Genomic DNA, 18,608 nt, shown 5'->3' with positions numbered 1-18,608 from the left:
CAGACTATGAGCACCAATCCAATCAGCGCCATCCGCTCGGACGGCTTCTTCACCACCGCGCTTGCCGATGCCGATCCCGCCGTATTCGCGGGCGTCGCGCACGAGCTGGAGCGCGAGCAGTATCAGATCGAGCTGATCGCCAGCGAGAATATCGTGTCGAAGGCGGTGCTGGAGGCCCAGGGCAGCGTCTTCACCAACAAATATGCCGAGGGCTATCCCGGCAAGCGCTATTATCAGGGCTGCCACCCCTCGGACGAAGTCGAGCAGCTCGCGATCGACCGCGCCAAGCAGCTGTTCAACTGCGGCTTCGCCAACGTCCAGCCGCATTCGGGCGCACAGGCCAATGGTGCGGTGATGCTTGCGCTGACCAAGCCCGGCGATACGATCATGGGCCTCAGCCTCGACTCGGGCGGTCACCTGACCCACGGCGCCAGGGCGGCGATGAGCGGCAAGTGGTTCAACGCGGTCCAGTACGGCGTCGATCCGGTTACCCACCTGATCGACTTCGACGAGGTCGCGGCCAAGGCGCGGGAACATCAGCCCAAGCTGATCATCGCCGGCGGATCGGCCTATCCGCGCCATATCGACTTCGCCAAGTTCCGCGCGATCGCGGATGAGGTCGGCGCGCTGTTCATGGTCGACATGGCGCATTTCGCGGGGCTCGTCGCCGGCGGCGTCCACCCGACCCCGTTCGGCCACGCGCATGTCGTCACCACCACCACGCACAAGACGCTGCGCGGCCGCGCGGCGGCATGATCATGACCGATGACGAAGCCATCGCGAAGAAGATCAACTCGGCGGTGTTCCCCGGCCTGCAGGGCGGCCCGCTGATGCACGTGATCGCCGCCAAGGCGGTCGCGTTTGGCGAAGCGCTGCGCCCCGAGTTCAAGAGCTATGCCGCCGCGGTGGTCGAAAATGCGAAGGTGCTCGCCGCGACGCTGACCGAGCGTGGCGCAGCGGTCGTCTCGGGCGGCACCGACACCCACCTCGCGCTGATCGACCTCACCCCGCTCGGCGTCACCGGCAAGGATGCGGACGAGGCGCTCGAACGCGCCGCGATCACCTGCAACAAGAACGGTATCCCCAACGATCCGCTCCCCCGGTCAAGACCAGCGGCATCCGCGTCGGATCGCCCGCCGGCACCACCCGCGGCTTCGGCCCGGCCGAATTCCGCGAGATCGGCAACATGGTCGCCGACGTGCTCGACGGCCTGCGGAACAAGGGCGAGGGCGGCGACCCCGAGGTCGAGGCGAATGTCCGTCAGCGCGTCCGCACCCTGTGCGAACGCTTCCCGATCTACCCGGAGGCGTGAGGATTGCGCTGCCCGTTCTGCGGACATGAAGCCTCACAGGTAAAGGATAGCCGCCCCACCGAAGACGGGGCGGCGATCCGTCGTCGGCGCCAGTGCGAGGCGTGCGCCGCCCGCTTCACGACGTTCGAACGCATCCAGCTGCGCGAACTGTTCGTGCTCAAGTCCGAGGACAAGCGCGAGCCGTTCGACCGCGACAAGCTGATCCGGTCGGTCTCGCTCGCGTGCCGCAAGCGGCCGATCGACGCCAATCAGGTCGAAAAGCTCGTCTCGGGCATCCAGCGCCAGCTCGAGACTTTGGGCGACCCCGAAATCCCGTCGCAGCGCATCGGCGAGATGGTGATGGAGGGACTCAAGCACCTCGATTCGGTCGCCTATATCCGCTTCGCCAGCGTCTATCGCGATTTCCGCGAGGCCAGGGATTTCGAGGAATTCGCGAGCAATATCAGCGAGGTCGGGAAGCAGTGAACCCGGTCATCGTTCTGGTGCGGCCCCAGCTTGGCGAGAATATCGGCAAGGCGGCGCGCGCGATGCTCAATTTCGGGCTGACCGAAATGCGCCTGGTGACGCCGCGCGATGGCTGGCCCAATCCATCGGCGGGTCCGGCGGCGAGCGGCGCGGACATCGTGCTTGAAAAGGCGCAGATGTTCGACAGTGTCGCGGAGGCCGTCGCCGATTGCCCGCATGTTTATGCCACCACCGTGCGCAAGCGTGGGGTGACCAAGCCGGTGGTGAACCCGGCAGAGGCGGCGGCGGAAATCCACGCCGCGCCGGGTCGCAGCGCGATCCTGTTCGGTGCCGAGCGTTCGGGCCTCGCGACCGAAGACGTCAACCTCGCCCGCACGATCCTGACCGTGCCGATCAATCCTGAGTTCGGCTCGCTCAACCTTGCCCAGGCGGTGATCCTCGTCGCCTATGAATGGTCGAAGGCGCAAGGTCTCGCCCAGCCGCCGCGCACCGACCTCGACGTCCCGGCTCCGCAGGCCGAGTTGGAGGGACTGATCGGTCATTTCGAACGGCTTCTCGCCGACAGCGGCTATTATTACCCGCCCGAGCGCGTCGGCGTGACGCGGCTGACGCTGCGCAACCTGCTGACCAAGCCGGGCTGGACCGAACAGGAATTGCGCACGATGCGCGGCGTGCTGTCGGCGCTGGAGGGGAAGAAGCGCAGCCGCGCCTGACGGGTTGCAGCGCGTCAATGTCGCGGTACAAGGCGTTGATCTGTAGCAGGAGTTTGCCATGTTCGGCGCCATTATTCTCGCCCTGTTTGCCGCCGCCCCGATCGATGAGGCCAAGGCACCGGCACCCAAGCCGACCAAAGAGCCCAAGATCTGCCGCATTGACGAGGAAACCGGCAGTCGCATGGGCGTGCGCAAGATCTGCAAGACCGCGGCCGAATGGCGCGCGCTCGAGGATCCGACCGGCATGGTCGAGGAACGCAAGGAGCGTCGTCGGACCAAGCCCGATTGACTCGCCGCCACGCCGCAGCTAAGCGCGCGCCTTCGCAATCGGCCCTGCACTCCGGTGAAGCAGCGGCCCTGTGCGCATGCACAGGCGATACCGGAATCGCGATCAGGCAGTTCGCTGCCGGGTCAACGTCGTAGCAATTGTTAGGAATTTATCATGTCGAAGCGCTCCAGCGCCAAGTACAAGCTCGACCGCCGGATGGGCGAGAACATCTGGGGTCGTCCCAAGTCGCCCGTCAACAAGCGTGAGTACGGCCCCGGCCAGCATGGTCAGCGTCGCAAGGGCAAGATGTCGGACTTCGGCATCCAGCTGCGCGCCAAGCAGAAGCTCAAGGGCTACTACGGCGACGTGACCGAGAAGCAGTTCAAGCGCGCCTATGAAGATGCGTCGCGCATGAAGGGCGATACCGGTCAGAACCTGATCGGCCTGCTCGAAATGCGCCTCGACATGATCGTCTATCGCGCCAAGTTCGCGCCGACGATCTTCGCCGCGCGCCAGCTGGTCAACCACGGCCACGTCAAGGTCAACGGCGAGAAGTGCAACATCGGTTCGCGCCGCATCAAGGTCGGCGAAACCGTCGAGCTGGGCAGCAAGGCGCGCGAGATGGCGCTGGTGATGGAAGCGCAGAGCCTGGCCGAGCGCGACATCCCCGACTACATCGCTCCGGATGGCGCGTCGAAGATCACCTTCACCCGCGTGCCCACCCTCGACGAGGTGCCCTATCCGGTGAAGATGGAACCGAATCTGGTCGTCGAATTCTACTCGCGCTAAGTTTCGGCGTCAGCTGAACAAGCAAAAGGGCGGTCCGCAAGGGCCGCCCTTTTTCGTTGTGTGGATCGTTCCGGATCGGGCCGGGGCGGAAGGGGCGCGACGCCGGCCCCTTCCGCCCTCGAATTCACTTCACCGGTGCCTTCAGGAACGCTGCCGTCTTGCGCAGCATCTGTTCGCGCACGGCGCTGTCCTCCAGATAATGGTCGAGGCCCGGATACTCGATCAGCTCGCTGGTGGCACCTGCGGCCTTCAGCTTGTCCTGCATCAGCCGCGCCTGGCCGATCGCGACATTCAGGTCCTGATCGCCATGGAACATCAGCACCGGTGCCTTGATCTTCGCGGCTTGCCGGGCGGGCGACCCTTCGATGACATGCGGTCCCGATCCCACGAAGCGCGACACCACGACATAGCTTGAATAACCCTCGTTGTCCGACTTGAGTTTTTCCAGATCGGTTACCGGGGCGATCGCCACCACCCGCTTGAACAGGTCGGGATCGACCACTGCCGATTGCAGCGCCGCATAGCCGCCATACGACCAGCCAAGGATGTTGAGCTGTGCCGGATCGGCGATCCCCTGCTTGACCAGCCAGCGCCCGGCATCGGACACATCGCCGATTGCAACCTTCCAGTCCTGGAATCCGTTGCGCTGGAACCAGGCATCGCCATAGCCCGCCGACCCGCGGAAATTGGGCTGCAGCACGGCAAAACCCTGGCTGGCATAGAATTGCGACAGCCAGTCGAAGCCCCAATAATCGCGTGCGCCTGGCCCGCCATGCGGCAGCACGATCGCAGGGATGTTCTTGCCGCTGCTGCCCGGCGGCAAAGTCAGATAGGCCGGGATCATCGTACCGTCGGCGGCGGGGTAGCTGATGTGCCGCATCGTCCCCATCGCGACATTTTCCAGCTCGGGGCGGGTCAGCATCACCTCGGACAATTGCTTGGTCGTGCGGTCGAACAGAAAATAGCGGCCCGGATCGGTATCGCTGCCGGCCCACACCAGCATCCGTTTCTCGTCCTCGCTCGAATCGACGATGTCGAGCAATGGCAGCTTGGGCAGCGCCCGGGCCAGCATCGTGCGCAGCGTCGCGACGTCCTTGTCGAAATAATGGACATGGCTCTTGTCGGTGGAATAGCTCACCCCGACCACGCGGCGGTTACGACCGATCCGGACCAGCCCATCGACATCGACTGCGGGGTGGGCATAGACGAGCGTCTCCGTCCCGCTCCCGTCCAGCGCCTTGCTGAACACCGCCAGCCGTCCGTTGTGGCGCTTGAAGCCATAGGCGATGTCCAGCGTCGGATCGACCGCCTGGGGCATGAATGCCGGATCGGTTTGGTCGGTCGAATCGGTGCGGCTCAGCGCCTCCCATTGCTGCTTGTCCTTGCGGCGGAAGGAATAGAGGCGGGGGCCGGTCGAATAGCCGTCGCGCAGCACCACGCGCGCGATGATGCGGACATTGCCCCGCCCATCGGTGATGTAGCGGGTCACGTCCTCGGCGGGCCGCTCGACATTGCGCACCTTCATCGTGGTCACGTCGATCAGGTCGACGCCCACCCCGCGTCTGGTCTGCGCCAGCCGCGTGCCGGTATCATATTCGGGGACATAGCCGCGCATCATCAGCACGCTGCCGTCGGTCCCGGGGTTCCAGTCGATGACCGATCCGCCATAGCTGGTATCGCCCAGCAGTTCGCGTCCGGTACCCGGCTGTTCGATCACCCCGACATTCTTCCCGTCCGCGTCCATCGCGATCAGGCGCGAGACGGTCATCAACAGCGGATTGGCGATGATCCCCCAGGCGCTGCACAGCAGCCGCGTGTTGCTCGCCCAGCGGCAATAGCCGACGCGATCGGGCTTGCCGTCGGTGACCCCGACGCGCACCGGCGGGGCAGAGCCGTCGAGCTTTGCCACATAGACCGCCGATCCCCGGCCAGCATGGGGCGCGACATAGACGATGCGTGTCCCGTCGGGCGACAGGCTGACCTGACTCACCGATTCGCGCGCACCGAACGCCTTCGCGGCGTCGAAATTCTGCGCGGCAGCCGGAGACGCAGCCACGGCAAGCGCGGCCAGAATAATCGAAAATCGCATAATACCCCCTTTGCCGGGTCAGGCTATTGCCGGTTTGAGTATTCGGCAAGCCGGGTGATGGCAGCCGGAGATTGCGGCGATTGGCACGGCGCGGGCGCGTCGCACCCGCCGCTTGCCCCCGCTGCCGCCCCCTGCCAATAGTCCCCGCATCACAAGTATCTGTGGAGACGATGCCCCATGCGCCTCGCGTTGCTCGCCCTGCTGGGCCTTGCCGCCTGTTCGACCGCTTCCGACACCGCGACGGTGCCGGACGTCGCGCTGCCCGCCATGCCGATGGACCTGATGAAGGCGGCCACCCAGACGCTGTCGTCGGATGAGTTCGAAGGCCGCGCCCCCGGCACGCCGGGCGAGGAAAAGACGCTCGCCTATCTCGTCGACCAGTTCCAGAAGGCGGGGCTTCAGCCGGGCAACAACGGCAGCTGGTTTCAGGACGTGCCGCTGGTCGCGATCACTGCGCAGAATGTCTCGCCGCTGAGCTTCACCGGCGGCACCGCGCCGATCAGCCTGAAATACGGCTCCGAAATGGTCGTCAGCACCTATCGCGTCACGCCCAGGATCGCGGTCAAGGACAGCCCCGTCGTGTTCGTCGGATACGGCATCAACGCGCCGGAAAAGGGCTGGAACGACTATGCCGGGGTGGACGTGAAGGGGAAGACCGTCGTCATCCTCGTCAACGATCCCGACTGGGAGACTGCGGGGCTTCAGGGCGATTTCGGCGGCCAGGCGATGACTTATTACGGCCGCTGGACCTACAAGTACGAGGAAGCCGCGCGTCAGGGTGCCGCCGCCGCGATCATCGTCCACGACACCCAGCCCGCGGCCTATGGCTGGAATGTCGTCGAATCGAGCTGGACCGGCGAGCAGCAGGTCGCCGACGCCGCCAACGGCCATATGGACCAGACCGCCGCCAATGGCTGGATCCAGCTCGACAAGGCCAAGGCGCTGTTTGCCAGCGCGGGCCAGGATTTCGACAAGCTGTCCGCCGCCGCGAAGGTCAAGGGCTTCAAGGCCGTGCCGCTGGGCGACGTCAAGGCATCGGTCAGCTTCGACAACAGCATCCGCAAACATGCGTCGAAGAATGTCATCGGCATCCTCCCCGGTGCCAAGCGGCCCGACGAATATGTCCTCTACACCGCGCACTGGGACCATCTCGGTCGCTGCCAGGCCGCGCCCGATGGCGACGACATCTGCAACGGCGCGATCGACAATGCCACCGGCACCGCCGCGCTGATCGCGATCGCAAAGGCGAACAAGGACGCCGGTGCGCCGGACCGCAGCCTCGTCTTCCTCGCCGTCACCGCCGAGGAATCGGGCCTGCTCGGCTCCAAATATTATGGCGACAACCCGGTCTATCCGCTCGCCAAGACCGTGGGCGGGGTGAACATCGACGCGATGAACCTGACGCCGCCTGCAAAGAATGTGGTCGTCATGGGCATGGGCAAGTCGGAACTCGACACCTATCTCAAGGCCGCGCTCGCCAAGCAGAACCGCATGGCCAATGCCGAACCGACCCCGGAAAAGGGATTCTACTATCGCTCCGACCATTTCATGCTCGCCAAGCATGGCGTGCCGATGCTCTATTTCGACGCGGGCGACGACCTGATCGAGGGCGGGCGCGACGCGGGCCGCGCCGCCGCCGCGGACTATGAGAAGAACAAGTACCACGGTCCGAAGGATGAGTTCGATCCCAACTGGAACTGGGCGGGCGCGGAAAAGGACCTGCAAATCTATTACGCGGTCGGCCGCATGCTCGCGATGAGCGCCGCCTGGCCCAACTGGGTCGAGGGCGACGAATTCCGTGCCGCCCGCGACAAATCCCGCGCAGGAGCCAAGTAAACACGTGACGACCCCGCACCTTCCCCCCGAATGGGCACCGCACAAGGCGGTGTGGATCGGCTTTCCCAGCCATCCCGAACTCTGGGACTCGCTCGGCGCCGCGCGCGCCGAGGTCGCGGCCTTCGCCCGCGCGGTCCATGCCGATGGGGCGGGGGAACAGGTGCTGCTGGTCGCCGCCGATGACGAAGCGGCGGGGGCCGCATCCCTGCTCGTGGGCGATACCGCCAAGGTCGTGGTCGCCCCGTTCGGCGACATCTGGCTGCGCGACACGGGCGTGATCGTCGACGACAAGGGCGTTGGCCACGCCTTCGGCTTCAACGGCTGGGGCGGGAAATATGAATATGACGGCGACGAGGATATCGGCCGCCGCCTCGCCGCGAAGCGCCGGATCGACACGGTCGAGCATGATTGGATCCTCGAGGGCGGATCGATCGACTGGGACGGCACGGGCCTCGTCGTCACCACCGAACAGTGCTTGCTCAACCGCAACCGCAACCCCGGCCTGTCGCAATGGGAGGCGGAGCGGCGGCTGCGCGAGGATCTCGGCTTGGATCGCGTGCTGTGGCTCGGCAACGGCCTCGCCCACGATCACACCGACGGCCATGTCGACAATCTCGCCCGCTTCGTCGGCGAGAACCGCCTGGCGATCCCGGTGCCGGAGGAAAACGACCCCAACTGGCTGGTCTATGCCGACGCCAAACGCCGCGCCGAAGCCTTCGGGGTCGAGGTCGTCCCCATCCCCTCGCCCGGCCGCGTCATCCATGGCGATGAGGTGGTGCCGGCAAGCTACATGAACTTCTACATCGGCAACGCCGCGGTGGTCGTGCCCGTCTACGGCCAACCCAATGACCGCAAGGCGGTGGAAACGATCGGCGCGCTCTTCCCGGGCCGCGAGGCAGTGGGCTTGCGCGCGGACCATATCCTGACCGGCGGCGGGAGTTTCCACTGCATCTCGCAGCAGATTCCGAAGTGAACTCGGACGGCGGCCTTTACGCTGACTGGTGGTTCTGGGCGACGATCCTCCTAGGGCCCGCCATATTGGGTTTCGCTTTGGCGCAGCTTCGGATGCGTCGGACCCGGCGGGCGATGCTGGCAGCGCTGGCTGTGGCTCCGTTGACGATCTACACGACTGTCTTCTTGGCCGCACGGGTTGCTGATCCGTCTTGGTTCTCTTGGTATGTGGCCGGGCTCGCCTTGATCAGTGTCCCTACGATGCTGTGGGTCGGTGCTGCGCTGGTTGGCTATCGTGCCGGGCGCTCGCGTTTAGGCGATCCCCAACCCCGCTCGTCAGCCCGGCCTTGAGCCGGGCCAAGGCTTCTTCTTCGCGCTACGGGAGAGAAGAACAGCCCCGTCCCGGGTCAAGCCCGGGACGACGATGGTAGAGGGCGGCCTTCCCCACAATCGTCACCCCGGCCCCCGTGCCGGGGTCCACCCCGCCGCCAGCGCACCGCTCGCCGTCATGCCGATGCGCCCGCCGCCCGGTGGACCCCGGAACAAGTCCGGGGTGACGAAGGGAGGCCCACGCCCTAAATACCCCCGCATGACCCAGATCACCGTCGCCGCGCTCCAGCTCGCTTTCACCACCGACACGGCGCAGAACATCGCCAACGTCACCGACCTCGTGCGCGAGGCGGCAGGGAAGGGCGCGCAGGTCGTCCTCCCCCCGAATTGTTCGAAGGCGAATATTTCTGCCGGGTCGAGGACGAGGCGCTGTTCGCGACCGCCAGACCGCTCGCCAGCCACCCCGCCGTCACCGCGATGCAAAAACTCGCGGCGGAGCTGCAGATTCACATCCCGACCAGCTTCTTCGAGGCGGACGGGCCGCATTTCTACAACAGCCTCGCGATGATCGGACCCGACGGGAAGGTCGCGGGGGTCTATCGCAAGAGCCACATTCCCGACGGCCCCGGCTATGAAGAGAAATATTATTTCCGCCCCGGCAATACGGGGTTCAAGGTGTGGGACGGCCCCGCGGAGGACGCGGCGCTCGGCGTCGGCATCTGCTGGGACCAATGGTATCCCGAAACCGCGCGCACGATGATGCTGATGGGCGCGCAGCTGCTGTTCTACCCCACCGCGATCGGGTCGGAGCCCTATGACGCCGATCTCGACACCAGCCGCATGTGGCGCCGCGCGATGATCGGCCATGCCGTGTCCAACGTCGTCCCCGTCATCGCCTCTAACCGCATCGGCACCGAGGGCGACCAGCGCTTCTACGGCCACAGCTTCATCTGCGACGAATGGGGCGACATCCTTGCCGAATTCGGCGCGGAGGAAACCGGCGTCCTCACCGCCACGCTCGACCTCGACCGCGCGCGCAAGCACCGCGCCGGCATGGGCTTCTTCCGCGACCGCCGGCCGGAGCTGTACCGGCGCATGGTCGAGGACGTCTGATCAGTCGAAGCGGCGGCGTCTTTCTCTCCCCTCCCTGGAAGGGAGGGGTTGGGGGTGGGTGCCGCCGAGGCACTCGGCGGCTGTCGCCAGAATATGCAGGGCCGCGCCATCGGGGTTCGCCAGCACGTCCGAATTCCACAGTCGGATGATGCGCCAGCCCTGGGTTTCCAGATACTGCGTCCGCCGCGCATCGGCGTCCAACGCATCCAGATGGTGGCTGCCGTCGAACTCGATGCCACGTCGTGCCTGTCGGCAGGCCAGGTCGATGATGAACGGCGCGACGACCAGCTGTCGCGTGAAGGCGGGGCGATAGCGCGCGATACGGTGCCAGATCGCTTTCTCTGCGGACGTCGGATTGTTGCGCAGCTCACGTGCCCTTCGGGTCAGCTCTGGGTCGATCCGGCGTCGCATGGGGTGAGCGTAGAATGGCGTGCTTCGCCCGCCAACCCACCCCCGACCCCTCCCTTTCAGGGAGGGGAGGCATGATGGGCCAGACTTCGCTGCTGTGGCCCCCAGAACCCGCTTTCCTACAGACCCTGATCAGGCATATCTCATCTGCCCCTTCGACACTCGGGGACAGCCACCATGCCCTTCGCTAACAGCCTGACACCCCGCCACCCGGCGTCGCGCAGCCGTCGCGCCGGTGTCGCGTTGCAGTCTCGAACCGGTCGCTTCACGGTCGCCTCAGCCGGAAACGCCATCGAAAACGTCAGCTTCGTCGGACGCTCACACCGTTCCGCGCAACTCGAGCGCCCGCGCGAACACCGCCTCGAACATCTCCGCCGTCAGCCGCCCGGTATTCTGGTTGTAGCGCGAGCAGTGATAGCTATCGATCAGCACCCGCCCATCCGGCATGCGATGTTCCGCCAGATGCCCGAAGCGGCACTTGGGCAGCTTGCCGCCGAGGATCTTGACCGCGCTCTGGTGCGCGATCTGGCCCAAAGCGATGAAGATGCGGGCATTGGGCAGCGCATCGACCTGCGCCTCGGCAAAGGGGCGACAGGTTCGTGCTTCCTCGGGCGTCGGCTTGTTCTCGGGCGGCAGGCATTTGACCGAATTGACGATGATCGCGCCGTTCAGCTGCAAGCCGTCATCGGCGCGGCTCTCATAGGTTCCGCTGGTGAACCCGAACTTGGCCAGCGTCGCGAACATCAGGTCGCCCGCGAAATCCCCGGTAAAGGGCCGCCCGGTCCGGTTCGCGCCATGCTTGCCGGGGGCCAGGCCGATAATGCCCAGCCAGCCTGTCGGATCGCCGAACGCCGGGACCGGCGCGTTCCACCAGTCGGGATACTCCGCCCGCAACTCCTGCCGCAGCGCGACGAGGCGCGGGCAGCGCGGGCAATCGCGGGGCGGCTCGGTATCGGGCAACGGGCTTGGCGGGATCATGCAGCCGGGATAGGCGGGGCAGGTGAGCGCCTCAACCCACCATTATGTCATTGCGCTGGGATCGAACCGGCGCGGCCGCCACGGCTCGCCGCGTCAGGAACTGGCGGCGGCGGTCGCGGCGATCGGCGGGGTGGTCGCGCGCTCCTCCGTGATCGAAACCGCCCCGCTCGGCCCCTCCCGCCGCCGCTTCGCCAATGCCGCGATCCTGATCCAGACCGCCGAATCTCCGACCGAACTGCTCGCCCGCCTCAAGCAGATCGAGCGCAGCTTCGGCCGCCGCCGCGGTCGTCGCTGGGACGCGCGGGTGATCGACCTCGACCTGATCCTCTGGTCGGGCGGCGCGTGGAGCAGCCCCGGCCTCACCGTCCCGCACCCGCTGTTCCGCCAGCGCGATTTCGTCCTGCACCCGCTCGCCAGCATCGTCCCCGAGTGGCGCGATCCGCTGACGGCGCGCACCATTCGCCAGCTTGCGGCCCGCCTCCCCGGTTGACCCGCCGCGTCCGCGCCCCTAGGTGCAGCGCCTGACCCAGCATGGGGGCCCTTAGCTCAGTCGGTAGAGCAACTGACTTTTAATCAGTAGGTCGATGGTTCGAATCCATCAGGGCTCACCAGTTCAGGCCGGCATCAGCCCCAGCCGCGCGACCGCCGCGAAATATCCCCGCATTGCATCCGCCGCCCGCGCCGACAGCATGATGTGCGCTCTACGCCGATCGCCGGGATCGGCCTCGCGCTCGAACAGCCCCGCATCGTGCATCGTCCCGATCCAGCGCAGCGCAGTGGTCGGCGGGACCGACGCGGCGATGCACAGGCTGGACACCGACACCCGGCCCCTTTCCAGCCGCGCGGCGTAAAGGTCGAGCAGCATGTCCCAGGCGGGATCGGCGAACAGCTCGGGCGCGAAATGCTGGTCGCGCAGCCGCCGAGCGCGGATCGTGGCGCGAACGGTGCGCGGATCGGGATCGGGGACTGCGCTCGGCTCCGCGCGAAAACTGGGACCGCGTTCGCGCAGTTCGCGTCGGACCGGGTCGGCGGCGAAATCGGACAATACGGCGGCGAGCCGCGCGACTTCCTCGTTGAGCAACCGCAACCGCTCCGTCTCGCGCTCACGCGTCGCGTCGTACAGTCGGGCACCCGGCGGCACCGTCGCCAGGGCCAGCGCGGCGGCATAGTCCGATGCGGCTGGATCGCACAGCAACATCGCGCCCGCATCCAGCAATACCGGCGCGGCGAGGTCGAGCGCGTCCCGATCGAGCAGGGCGACGATCCTGCAATCTCCGCCTCGCGCCCAGTCGACGATCCGCTCTGCACTCGCCGCCGCGCGATCGGGGGCGAGACCGACGCCGTCGATCAGGATCAGCTCGACGACGATCAGCGACTCGAGCGCCACCTCCAGTCCATCTGGAACGACTGTGCGCAACACCCGCGCTCCGCCTGCTGCGAGTGCTGTGGCATGCCGATCCTGCGCGGCAACCGGCGCGACGATCAGCGCGCGGGCGATGGCAGGTTCGGCAACCGGCATGGCGTCATTCATCGCAATCCCTCCGCTTTGCGCTGCAATGCGGATGTAATCGCGGGGCGAGGTGGCGCGTCAGCACAAGGTGGCTCCGATATCAACCGGCCTGCCGCCAGTTATCTCCAGAACGGATCAAGAACGCAAGGCCTCAGCCGAACACGTCCTCGGCGTCGTCCATTTCGTCCTGAAGCAGCAGCTTCGCGGCAGTAGCGACGCTCCCGCCGGTCAGCGCGACGCCAAGTCCTGCCACGATCGCCGTGCCGAGCGAGGACAGGATCATCACCGGACTGAACTGCGCATAGGATTGCGCCTGCGCCTCCGCCGCCAGGGCCACGGCCTCAGGGTTGCCTGCTGCACCCATCAGGTCGAAAAAATAGCTGCCCATGGTGAAGACCGAGACGGCGATGTTGAGGATCACCAGGATCAGCGTGATGACGAACGTCGCTCCGAACAGGCTCCAGAACCGCCCTCGACTGAGCGTCCACGCCTCGCCAATCACGATTTTCCCGCGGTACAATGTGAGCGGAAAGGCCAGCGAGAAGCGGACGATGAAGAAGATGAAGATCGCGAACACTGCGATCATGAGCAGGAAGCTCATCAGCACCGAACCCATCCCGGCTTCGGTGCTTGCCATGATGCCCACGCTGACAAGGCCGAACGCCATCGAAATACCGAACATCAGCACCATCCCGACAATAGCGAAGATGATGCACAACCCGATCAGGCGCAGCTCATCCATCCCCAACCGCAGAAAGGCGAGCCCGCCCGCGTCGGGCCGAAGCACGGCACGCATCGCCGCAGCGTAGAGCACGGTCGCGATCAGCAGGAAGACCGGGATCATCGCGAACATCGGCAGCATCGCCGCGAGCATCGCGCCGGGATCGGACGCCGCAGCGGGGTTCATCGCCGCTCCCATCATCGGCATCAATGTCAGCATGAACGCGATGTTGCAGGCCATATAGATGCCGATCCACACCGCGACGGCGACGAAACGCTCGCGCACCAGCCCGAACGCGCCCTCCAGAATCCGCCCGACACTCAGCATTGCTCATCCCCCCAAATGATTGCTGGGAGATGCTGTCCCGATCGCGCCCGGATATCAAGCGATTACGGGCGTCCGGAATCAGACACATTCAGTCGAGCGACTTGACGATCTCTTCCACCATCTTCTTCGCGTCGGCGAGCAGCATCATGGTGTTGTCCTGGTAGAAGACGTCGTTGTCGACACCGGCATAGCCGACCCCGCCCATGCTGCGCTTGATGAACAACACCGTCTTGGCCTTGTTCACGTCGAACACCGGCATGCCATAGATCGGCGAGGATTTATCGGTCTTCGCCGCCGGATTGACCACGTCGTTCGCGCCGATGATGAAGGCGACGTCGGTCTGGCTGAACTCGCTGTTGATGTCCTCCAGCTCGAACACCTCGTCATAGGGGACGTTGGCTTCGGCGAGCAGCACGTTCATGTGACCGGGCATACGGCCCGCGACCGGATGGATCGCGTATTTGACGCGGACGCCATGTTCCTTGAGCTTGTCGCCCATTTCGCGAAGGACGTGCTGAGCCTGCGCCACCGCCATGCCGTATCCCGGGACGATGATGACCTGTTCTGCCTGTTGCATCAGGAAGGCGGCGTCCTCGGCGGAGCCGCGCTTCCACGGACGATCGGTCTTGGCCGCAGCAGCGCCACCGCCGCTGTCGCCGCCGAAACCGCCCGCGATCACGCTGATGAAGCTGCGGTTCATCGCCTTGCACATGATGTAGCTGAGGATCGCGCCCGAGCTGCCGACCAGTGCGCCGGTAATGATCATCGCGGTGTTGCCGAGCGTGAAGCCCATCGCGGCGGCGGCCCAGCCCGAATAGCTGTTGAGCATCGACACCACGACCGGCATGTCGGCGCCGCCGATCGGGATGATCAGCAAGAAGCCGATGACGAAGGACAGGACCAGCACAGTCCAGAACACCCATTCGGGCGCGCGCAGCTCAATCGTCAGGAACGCGATCAGGCCGAGGATCGCGGCGAGCGTGCCGAGGTTGATGACATGGCGCCCGGGCAGCATGATCGGCGCGCCGCCCATGTTCCCGTTGAGCTTCAGGAACGCGATGACCGATCCGGAGAAGGTAATCGCACCGATCGCGACCCCCAGGCCGAGCTCGATCCGGCTGACCGGCAGGATCAGGCCGGCATTGGGCGATCCGGCGGGAAAGACGATGCCGAACGCTTCGGGGTTGAGATAGGCGGCGACGCCGACCAGCACCGCGGCAAGGCCGACGAGCGAGTGGAAGCCCGCCACCAGCTGCGGCATGTCGGTCATCTTGATCTTGCGCGCGACGATCCAGCCGAACCCGCCGCCGATCGCGATCGCTGCCAAAATCTCGATGAGCGTTGTTACATCAAGTTCGAACATCGTGCGGCCGATGCCGTCCGAAAGCGTCGGGGTATGCGTGACCAGCGTGGTCACCACCGCGATCAGCATGCCCGCCATGCCGAAACGGTTGCCGCGACGGCTAGTCGCGGGCGAGGACAGGCCGCGCAGCGCGACGATGAAACACACGCCTGCAATCAGATAGGCGAGCGCGACCCAGGGGTTCAGCGGAGCAACTTCATGCATCGGCTCAGCCCTTCTTCTTGTACATGGCGAGCATCCGCTCGGTCACGGCGAACCCGCCGAAGATATTGACGCTGGCCAGTGCCACCGCGATCAGCCCCAGCCATTTGGCGGTCGGGCTGCCGGCAGCGGCCGAAGCGATCAGCGCGCCGACGATGATGACGCTGGAAATCGCATTGGTGACCGCCATCAGCGGCGTGTGCAGCGCCGGGGTCACCGACCACACGACATAATAGCCGACGAAACACGCCAGCACGAAGATCGACAGGATCGAGATGAAGTCCATGTCAGCGCCCCCTTGCGCAAAAATCAGGCGAGCAGACGCTCGTTCACTACCTTGCCATCCTTGGTCAGCCGGATCGCGTCGCCGATCTCTTCATCGAGCACCGGCTTGCCAGATTCCTTGTCCCAGAAGGCCGAGAGAAAGTTGTAGAGGTTGCGCGCGAACAGCGCCGAGGCATCGCTCGCCAGCCGTGAGGACACGTTGCGGTGGCCGACGATCTTGACGCCGTGGCGCTCAACCACCTCACCCGCGACCGCGCCCTCGACATTGCCGCCGGCTTCGACCGCTAGGTCGACGATGACGCTGCCCGGCCGCATCGACGCGATCTGTGCGTCGGTGATGAGGCGCGGGGCCGGGCGGCCCGGGATCAGCGCAGTGGTGATGACGATGTCCTGCTTGGCGATGTGCGACGAGACCAGCTCGGCCTGCGCCGCCTTGTATTCGTCGCTCATCTCGGTGGCGTAACCGCCCGAGCCTTCGCCCTCGATCCCCGCGACATTTTCGACGAAGATCGGCTTGGCGCCGAGCGACTGGATCTGTTCCTTGGTGGCCGAGCGCACATCGGTTGCCGACACCTGCGCGCCGAGGCGGCGGGCGGTGGCGATCGCCTGAAGCCCGGCGACGCCGACGCCCATGACGAACACCTTGGCCGCGGACACGGTGCCTGCAGCCGTCATCATCATCGGGAAGATGCGGCCATATTCGGACGCGGCGTCGAGCACTGCCTTGTATCCCGCGAGGTTCGACTGGGAGGAGAGGATGTCCATCGACTGCGCGCGTGTAATGCGCGGCATGAACTCCATCGCCAGCGCCTCGATCCCCAGCGCCGCATAAGCATCGACGCGGGCGCGCTCACCGAACGGGTTGAGGCCAGCCGCCAGCCAAGCACCGGGCTTGATCCCCGCCAGCGTCGCTGGATCGGGACCCTGCACGCCCAGCACGATATCGGCATCGGCCAGCACCTGCGCGCGTGAACCGATGGTCGCGCCCGCAGCTTCGAAGCTTGCATCGGATAGGAAACCGGTGTCACCCGCCCCGAGTTCGACTGCGACAGCAGCACCCAGCGAGACGAATTTCTTGACGGTTTCCGGCGTCGCGGAGACCCGCCGCTCACCGGCGGCGGTCTCCTTGAGGACCGCGATCTTCACGTCAGGCGATCAGCCAGACGACGATCGCGGCGAGGATCACGGAAATGATCGTGCCGACCTTCAACAGGCGCATGAACCCGCCATAGGTCGCTTCATGTGCCTTCATGTCACCGCTCTGGGCCATGCGTCTTCCCCTAAACACGCTTCGTTGCGGCCCGTCTTAGACAGCGCTCGCCCGCCCCTCAACCCCTGTGCGCTTTAGGCAGCCTTAAGCCCGTCTTTACCCGACCGTTCTATGCTGGGTGACCGAAGTTGGGACAGCCGGGACAGGCGGAGGACGCAAAGATGACGCGCAACGGACAGCGCCAGCTGATGCTGATCGACGAGGAACCGGCACAGCGCCGGTTGATCGCGGCCATCGCCGCGCGTCGCGGTTGGCGCACAATCTTTGCCAGCGACCATGAGACGGCGGTGGCGACATTGGGCACGCCCGACGGGATGGCGCTCGACGCGATTATCCTCGATCATTGGGCGCCCGATTTCGATGCGGCGTCGCTGATCGCCGAGCTGCGTCTCAACCGCCCGATGCTCCCGATCCTGCTGCTGACCGCAAATGGCTCGGTCGCGGCGGCGGTCAGCGCGATGCGCGCGGGTGCCACCGATTTCCTCGTCAAGCCGCTTGCCGCCGAACGGCTGCTCGCCGCGCTCGACTGTGCGGTCGGGGCCAAGGTTGGGGGCGAATTGCGCCCGCTGACCGAGAAGATGTCGGCACACCTCGCCTTCGACGAGATCGTCGGGTCCGCGCCGCAATTCCGCGCCGCGCTGGCGATCGCGGCCAAAGCGGCGCGCGCGCGTGTGCCCGTGCTGATCGAGGGCGAGAGCGGGGTGGGCAAGGAAGTGGTCGCCGAGGCGATCCACGCCGCTTCGCCGCGCCACACCAAGCCGGTTGTGCGCGTCAATTGCGGCGCGATCCCCGCCAACTTGGTCGAATCCGAACTGTTCGGCCATGAAAAGGGCGCGTTCACCGGCGCCTTCGAACGCAAGATCGGCCGGTTTCAGGAGGCCGATGGCGGCACCATCTTCCTCGACGAGATTGGCGAGATGCCGCTGGAAGCACAGGTCAAGCTGCTCCGCGTCGTCCAGTCGGGCGAAGTCCAGCCGATCGGCGCGCGCCACGCCTCGCAGGTCGATGTCCGCGTCATCGCTGCGACCAACAAGACCTTGCTGACCGAGGTCGAGCAGGGGCGCTTCCGCGAGGACCTTTATTACCGGCTCAACGTCGTCCAGGTGACGATCCCGCCGCTGCGCGACCGCGCCGGCGATGTCGCGCCGCTCGCCCGCCATCTGCTCGCGCGGATCGCGGAGCAGCCGGGGCTGCGGCCGCTCGGCATTACCGACGACGCGCTGGCGTTGCTCGGCGGCTATGACTGGCCGGGCAATGTCCGCCAGCTCCAGAACGCTTTGTTCCGCGCGGCGGTGCTGTGCGACGGCGACGCGCTGACCCGCGCCGATTTCCCGCAGATCGCGCAGCTGGCCGGCGGACGTCCTGCGGGTGGCGCGCAGTCGCATGGCGGCGCGGCGCAGGGGGGCTGGGGTCACCTTGTTCAAGCCCGACGGTAATCTGCGCGCGCTAGAGGAGATCGAGGCCGATGTCATCCGCCTCGCCATCGGCCATTATCGCGGGCGCATGACCGAAGTCGCCCGCCGGCTCGGTATCGGGCGCTCGACGCTCTACCGCAAGCTCGGCGAGCTGGGAATCGACCAGAACGCCGCGTAGCCTGTTGGGACACGGCACCGGCCCGCTCCCGCACCCGGCCACCCCGACGGTACACTCGGTGGGTAGTCGGGTGGGGGAGCAGGCCG

17 protein-coding genes, 1 tRNA gene and 3 pseudogenes are annotated in these 18,608 nt (G+C 66.0%); 11 read left to right on the top strand and 10 right to left on the bottom strand.

The window, feature by feature from the left end; all coding sequences use genetic code 11:
* Window positions 1-6 precede the first annotated feature (6 nt).
* The 5 genes and pseudogenes from glyA (at window position 7) to rpsD (ending at window position 3,547) form a co-directional block, all read left to right on the top strand.
* Window positions 7-1,312: pseudogene (gene glyA, locus LRS12_RS05955) on the top strand (serine hydroxymethyltransferase).
* A 3-nt stretch (window positions 1,313-1,315) separates the two neighbouring features.
* A complete protein-coding gene (gene nrdR / locus LRS12_RS05950) occupies window positions 1,316-1,777 on the top strand; it encodes a transcriptional regulator NrdR (RefSeq protein WP_257843759.1) in 462 nt (153 codons plus the stop codon).
* Window positions 1,774-2,490, top strand: coding sequence for an RNA methyltransferase (locus LRS12_RS05945; RefSeq protein ID WP_257843758.1), 717 nt, complete (start codon window positions 1,774-1,776; stop codon window positions 2,488-2,490). The genes nrdR and LRS12_RS05945 overlap by 4 nt, the downstream gene beginning before the upstream one ends.
* Window positions 2,491-2,548: 58 nt before the next feature.
* Window positions 2,549-2,779: a hypothetical protein gene (locus LRS12_RS05940; protein ID WP_257843757.1), complete on the top strand. Its 231-nt coding sequence runs from the start codon at window positions 2,549-2,551 to the stop codon at window positions 2,777-2,779.
* A 153-nt stretch (window positions 2,780-2,932) separates the two neighbouring features.
* Entirely contained in the window at window positions 2,933-3,547 is a 615-nt protein-coding gene (rpsD, locus tag LRS12_RS05935) for a 30S ribosomal protein S4 (RefSeq protein WP_257843756.1), read from the top strand.
* Between the two features lie 124 nt (window positions 3,548-3,671).
* Here the strand turns inward: rpsD and LRS12_RS05930 are convergent, their stop codons facing one another.
* Window positions 3,672-5,636, bottom strand: coding sequence for a S9 family peptidase (locus tag LRS12_RS05930; protein WP_257843755.1), 1,965 nt, complete (start codon window positions 5,634-5,636; stop codon window positions 3,672-3,674).
* Between the two features lie 177 nt (window positions 5,637-5,813).
* On the opposite strand from LRS12_RS05930, the gene LRS12_RS05925 reads away from it, so the two are divergent.
* Together LRS12_RS05925 and LRS12_RS05920 are read left to right on the top strand one after the other, a co-directional pair.
* On the top strand, window positions 5,814-7,472 hold the full coding sequence (locus tag LRS12_RS05925; protein WP_257843754.1) for a M28 family metallopeptidase: 1,659 nt from the start codon (window positions 5,814-5,816) through the stop codon (window positions 7,470-7,472).
* A 4-nt stretch (window positions 7,473-7,476) separates the two neighbouring features.
* Window positions 7,477-8,445, top strand: coding sequence for an agmatine deiminase family protein (locus LRS12_RS05920; RefSeq protein WP_257843753.1), 969 nt, complete (start codon window positions 7,477-7,479; stop codon window positions 8,443-8,445).
* A gap of 431 nt (window positions 8,446-8,876) precedes the next feature.
* On the opposite strand, the gene LRS12_RS05915 is transcribed toward LRS12_RS05920, so the two are convergent.
* Complete coding sequence (locus tag LRS12_RS05915; RefSeq protein ID WP_257845541.1) at window positions 8,877-9,086, bottom strand: hypothetical protein; 210 nt, start codon at window positions 9,084-9,086, stop codon at window positions 8,877-8,879.
* Here LRS12_RS05915 and aguB point away from each other — a divergent pair.
* Window positions 9,013-9,866 (top strand): annotated as a pseudogene (gene aguB / locus LRS12_RS05910) (N-carbamoylputrescine amidase). The gene LRS12_RS05915 and the pseudogene aguB sit on opposite strands and share 74 nt — an antisense overlap.
* Here aguB and LRS12_RS05905 read toward each other — a convergent pair.
* Both LRS12_RS05905 and LRS12_RS05900 read right to left on the bottom strand, forming a co-directional pair.
* A complete protein-coding gene (locus tag LRS12_RS05905; RefSeq protein WP_257843752.1) occupies window positions 9,867-10,277 on the bottom strand; it encodes an endonuclease domain-containing protein in 411 nt (136 codons plus the stop codon). It abuts the pseudogene before it with no gap.
* 315 nt (window positions 10,278-10,592) lie between these two features.
* Complete coding sequence (locus LRS12_RS05900; RefSeq protein WP_257843751.1) at window positions 10,593-11,252, bottom strand: uracil-DNA glycosylase; 660 nt, start codon at window positions 11,250-11,252, stop codon at window positions 10,593-10,595.
* 22 nt (window positions 11,253-11,274) lie between these two features.
* Between LRS12_RS05900 and folK the strand changes: the two genes are divergently transcribed.
* Entirely contained in the window at window positions 11,275-11,742 is a 468-nt protein-coding gene (gene folK, locus LRS12_RS05895; RefSeq protein WP_257843750.1) for a 2-amino-4-hydroxy-6-hydroxymethyldihydropteridine diphosphokinase, read from the top strand.
* A gap of 45 nt (window positions 11,743-11,787) precedes the next feature.
* A tRNA-Lys gene (locus LRS12_RS05890) sits at window positions 11,788-11,863 on the top strand.
* A 2-nt stretch (window positions 11,864-11,865) separates the two neighbouring features.
* Here LRS12_RS05890 and LRS12_RS05885 read toward each other — a convergent pair.
* The 6 genes from LRS12_RS05885 to LRS12_RS05860 all read right to left on the bottom strand — a co-directional run bounded on the left by LRS12_RS05885 (window position 11,866) and on the right by LRS12_RS05860 (window position 16,929).
* Window positions 11,866-12,783 (bottom strand): hypothetical protein, encoded by a 918-nt coding sequence (locus tag LRS12_RS05885; protein ID WP_257843749.1) that lies wholly within the window; start codon window positions 12,781-12,783, stop codon window positions 11,866-11,868.
* Between the two features lie 130 nt (window positions 12,784-12,913).
* Entirely contained in the window at window positions 12,914-13,810 is an 897-nt protein-coding gene (locus tag LRS12_RS05880) for a hypothetical protein (RefSeq protein ID WP_257843748.1), read from the bottom strand.
* 88 nt (window positions 13,811-13,898) lie between these two features.
* Window positions 13,899-15,377, bottom strand: a complete 1,479-nt coding sequence (locus LRS12_RS05875; protein ID WP_257843747.1) for an NAD(P)(+) transhydrogenase (Re/Si-specific) subunit beta — start codon at window positions 15,375-15,377, stop codon at window positions 13,899-13,901.
* Between the two features lie 4 nt (window positions 15,378-15,381).
* Complete coding sequence (locus LRS12_RS05870; protein ID WP_066579070.1) at window positions 15,382-15,660, bottom strand: NAD(P) transhydrogenase subunit alpha; 279 nt, start codon at window positions 15,658-15,660, stop codon at window positions 15,382-15,384.
* A gap of 23 nt (window positions 15,661-15,683) precedes the next feature.
* Window positions 15,684-16,805: an NAD(P) transhydrogenase subunit alpha gene (locus LRS12_RS05865; RefSeq protein ID WP_257843744.1), complete on the bottom strand. Its 1,122-nt coding sequence runs from the start codon at window positions 16,803-16,805 to the stop codon at window positions 15,684-15,686.
* 1 nt (window position 16,806) lies between these two features.
* Window positions 16,807-16,929: an aa3-type cytochrome c oxidase subunit IV gene (locus tag LRS12_RS05860; RefSeq protein ID WP_257843743.1), complete on the bottom strand. Its 123-nt coding sequence runs from the start codon at window positions 16,927-16,929 to the stop codon at window positions 16,807-16,809.
* 161 nt (window positions 16,930-17,090) lie between these two features.
* Here LRS12_RS05860 and LRS12_RS05855 point away from each other — a divergent pair.
* Window positions 17,091-18,522: pseudogene (locus LRS12_RS05855) on the top strand (sigma-54-dependent transcriptional regulator).
* The last annotated feature ends 86 nt before the right edge of the window (window positions 18,523-18,608 follow it).

The organism is Sphingomonas sp. J344, from assembly GCF_024700005.1.
Classification (GTDB): domain Bacteria; phylum Pseudomonadota; class Alphaproteobacteria; order Sphingomonadales; family Sphingomonadaceae; genus Sphingomonas.
Note: the sequence above shows the minus strand (reverse complement) of the source record. Positions and strands in the feature narration are given on the sequence as shown.

Coding starts and splice junctions, on each gene's coding strand:
- LRS12_RS05940 (WP_257843757.1), top strand. CDS start 2,549: ATGTTCGGCGCCATTATTCTCGCCCTGTTTGCCGCCGCCCCGATCGAT.
- rpsD (WP_257843756.1), top strand. CDS start 2,933: ATGTCGAAGCGCTCCAGCGCCAAGTACAAGCTCGACCGCCGGATGGGC.
- LRS12_RS05930 (WP_257843755.1), bottom strand. CDS start 5,636: ATGCGATTTTCGATTATTCTGGCCGCGCTTGCCGTGGCTGCGTCTCCG.
- LRS12_RS05925 (WP_257843754.1), top strand. CDS start 5,814: ATGCGCCTCGCGTTGCTCGCCCTGCTGGGCCTTGCCGCCTGTTCGACC.
- LRS12_RS05905 (WP_257843752.1), bottom strand. CDS start 10,277: ATGCGACGCCGGATCGACCCAGAGCTGACCCGAAGGGCACGTGAGCTG.
- LRS12_RS05900 (WP_257843751.1), bottom strand. CDS start 11,252: ATGATCCCGCCAAGCCCGTTGCCCGATACCGAGCCGCCCCGCGATTGC.
- LRS12_RS05885 (WP_257843749.1), bottom strand. CDS start 12,783: ATGAATGACGCCATGCCGGTTGCCGAACCTGCCATCGCCCGCGCGCTG.
- LRS12_RS05880 (WP_257843748.1), bottom strand. CDS start 13,810: ATGCTGAGTGTCGGGCGGATTCTGGAGGGCGCGTTCGGGCTGGTGCGC.
- LRS12_RS05875 (WP_257843747.1), bottom strand. CDS start 15,377: ATGCATGAAGTTGCTCCGCTGAACCCCTGGGTCGCGCTCGCCTATCTG.
- LRS12_RS05870 (WP_066579070.1), bottom strand. CDS start 15,660: ATGGACTTCATCTCGATCCTGTCGATCTTCGTGCTGGCGTGTTTCGTC.
- LRS12_RS05860 (WP_257843743.1), bottom strand. CDS start 16,929: ATGGCCCAGAGCGGTGACATGAAGGCACATGAAGCGACCTATGGCGGG.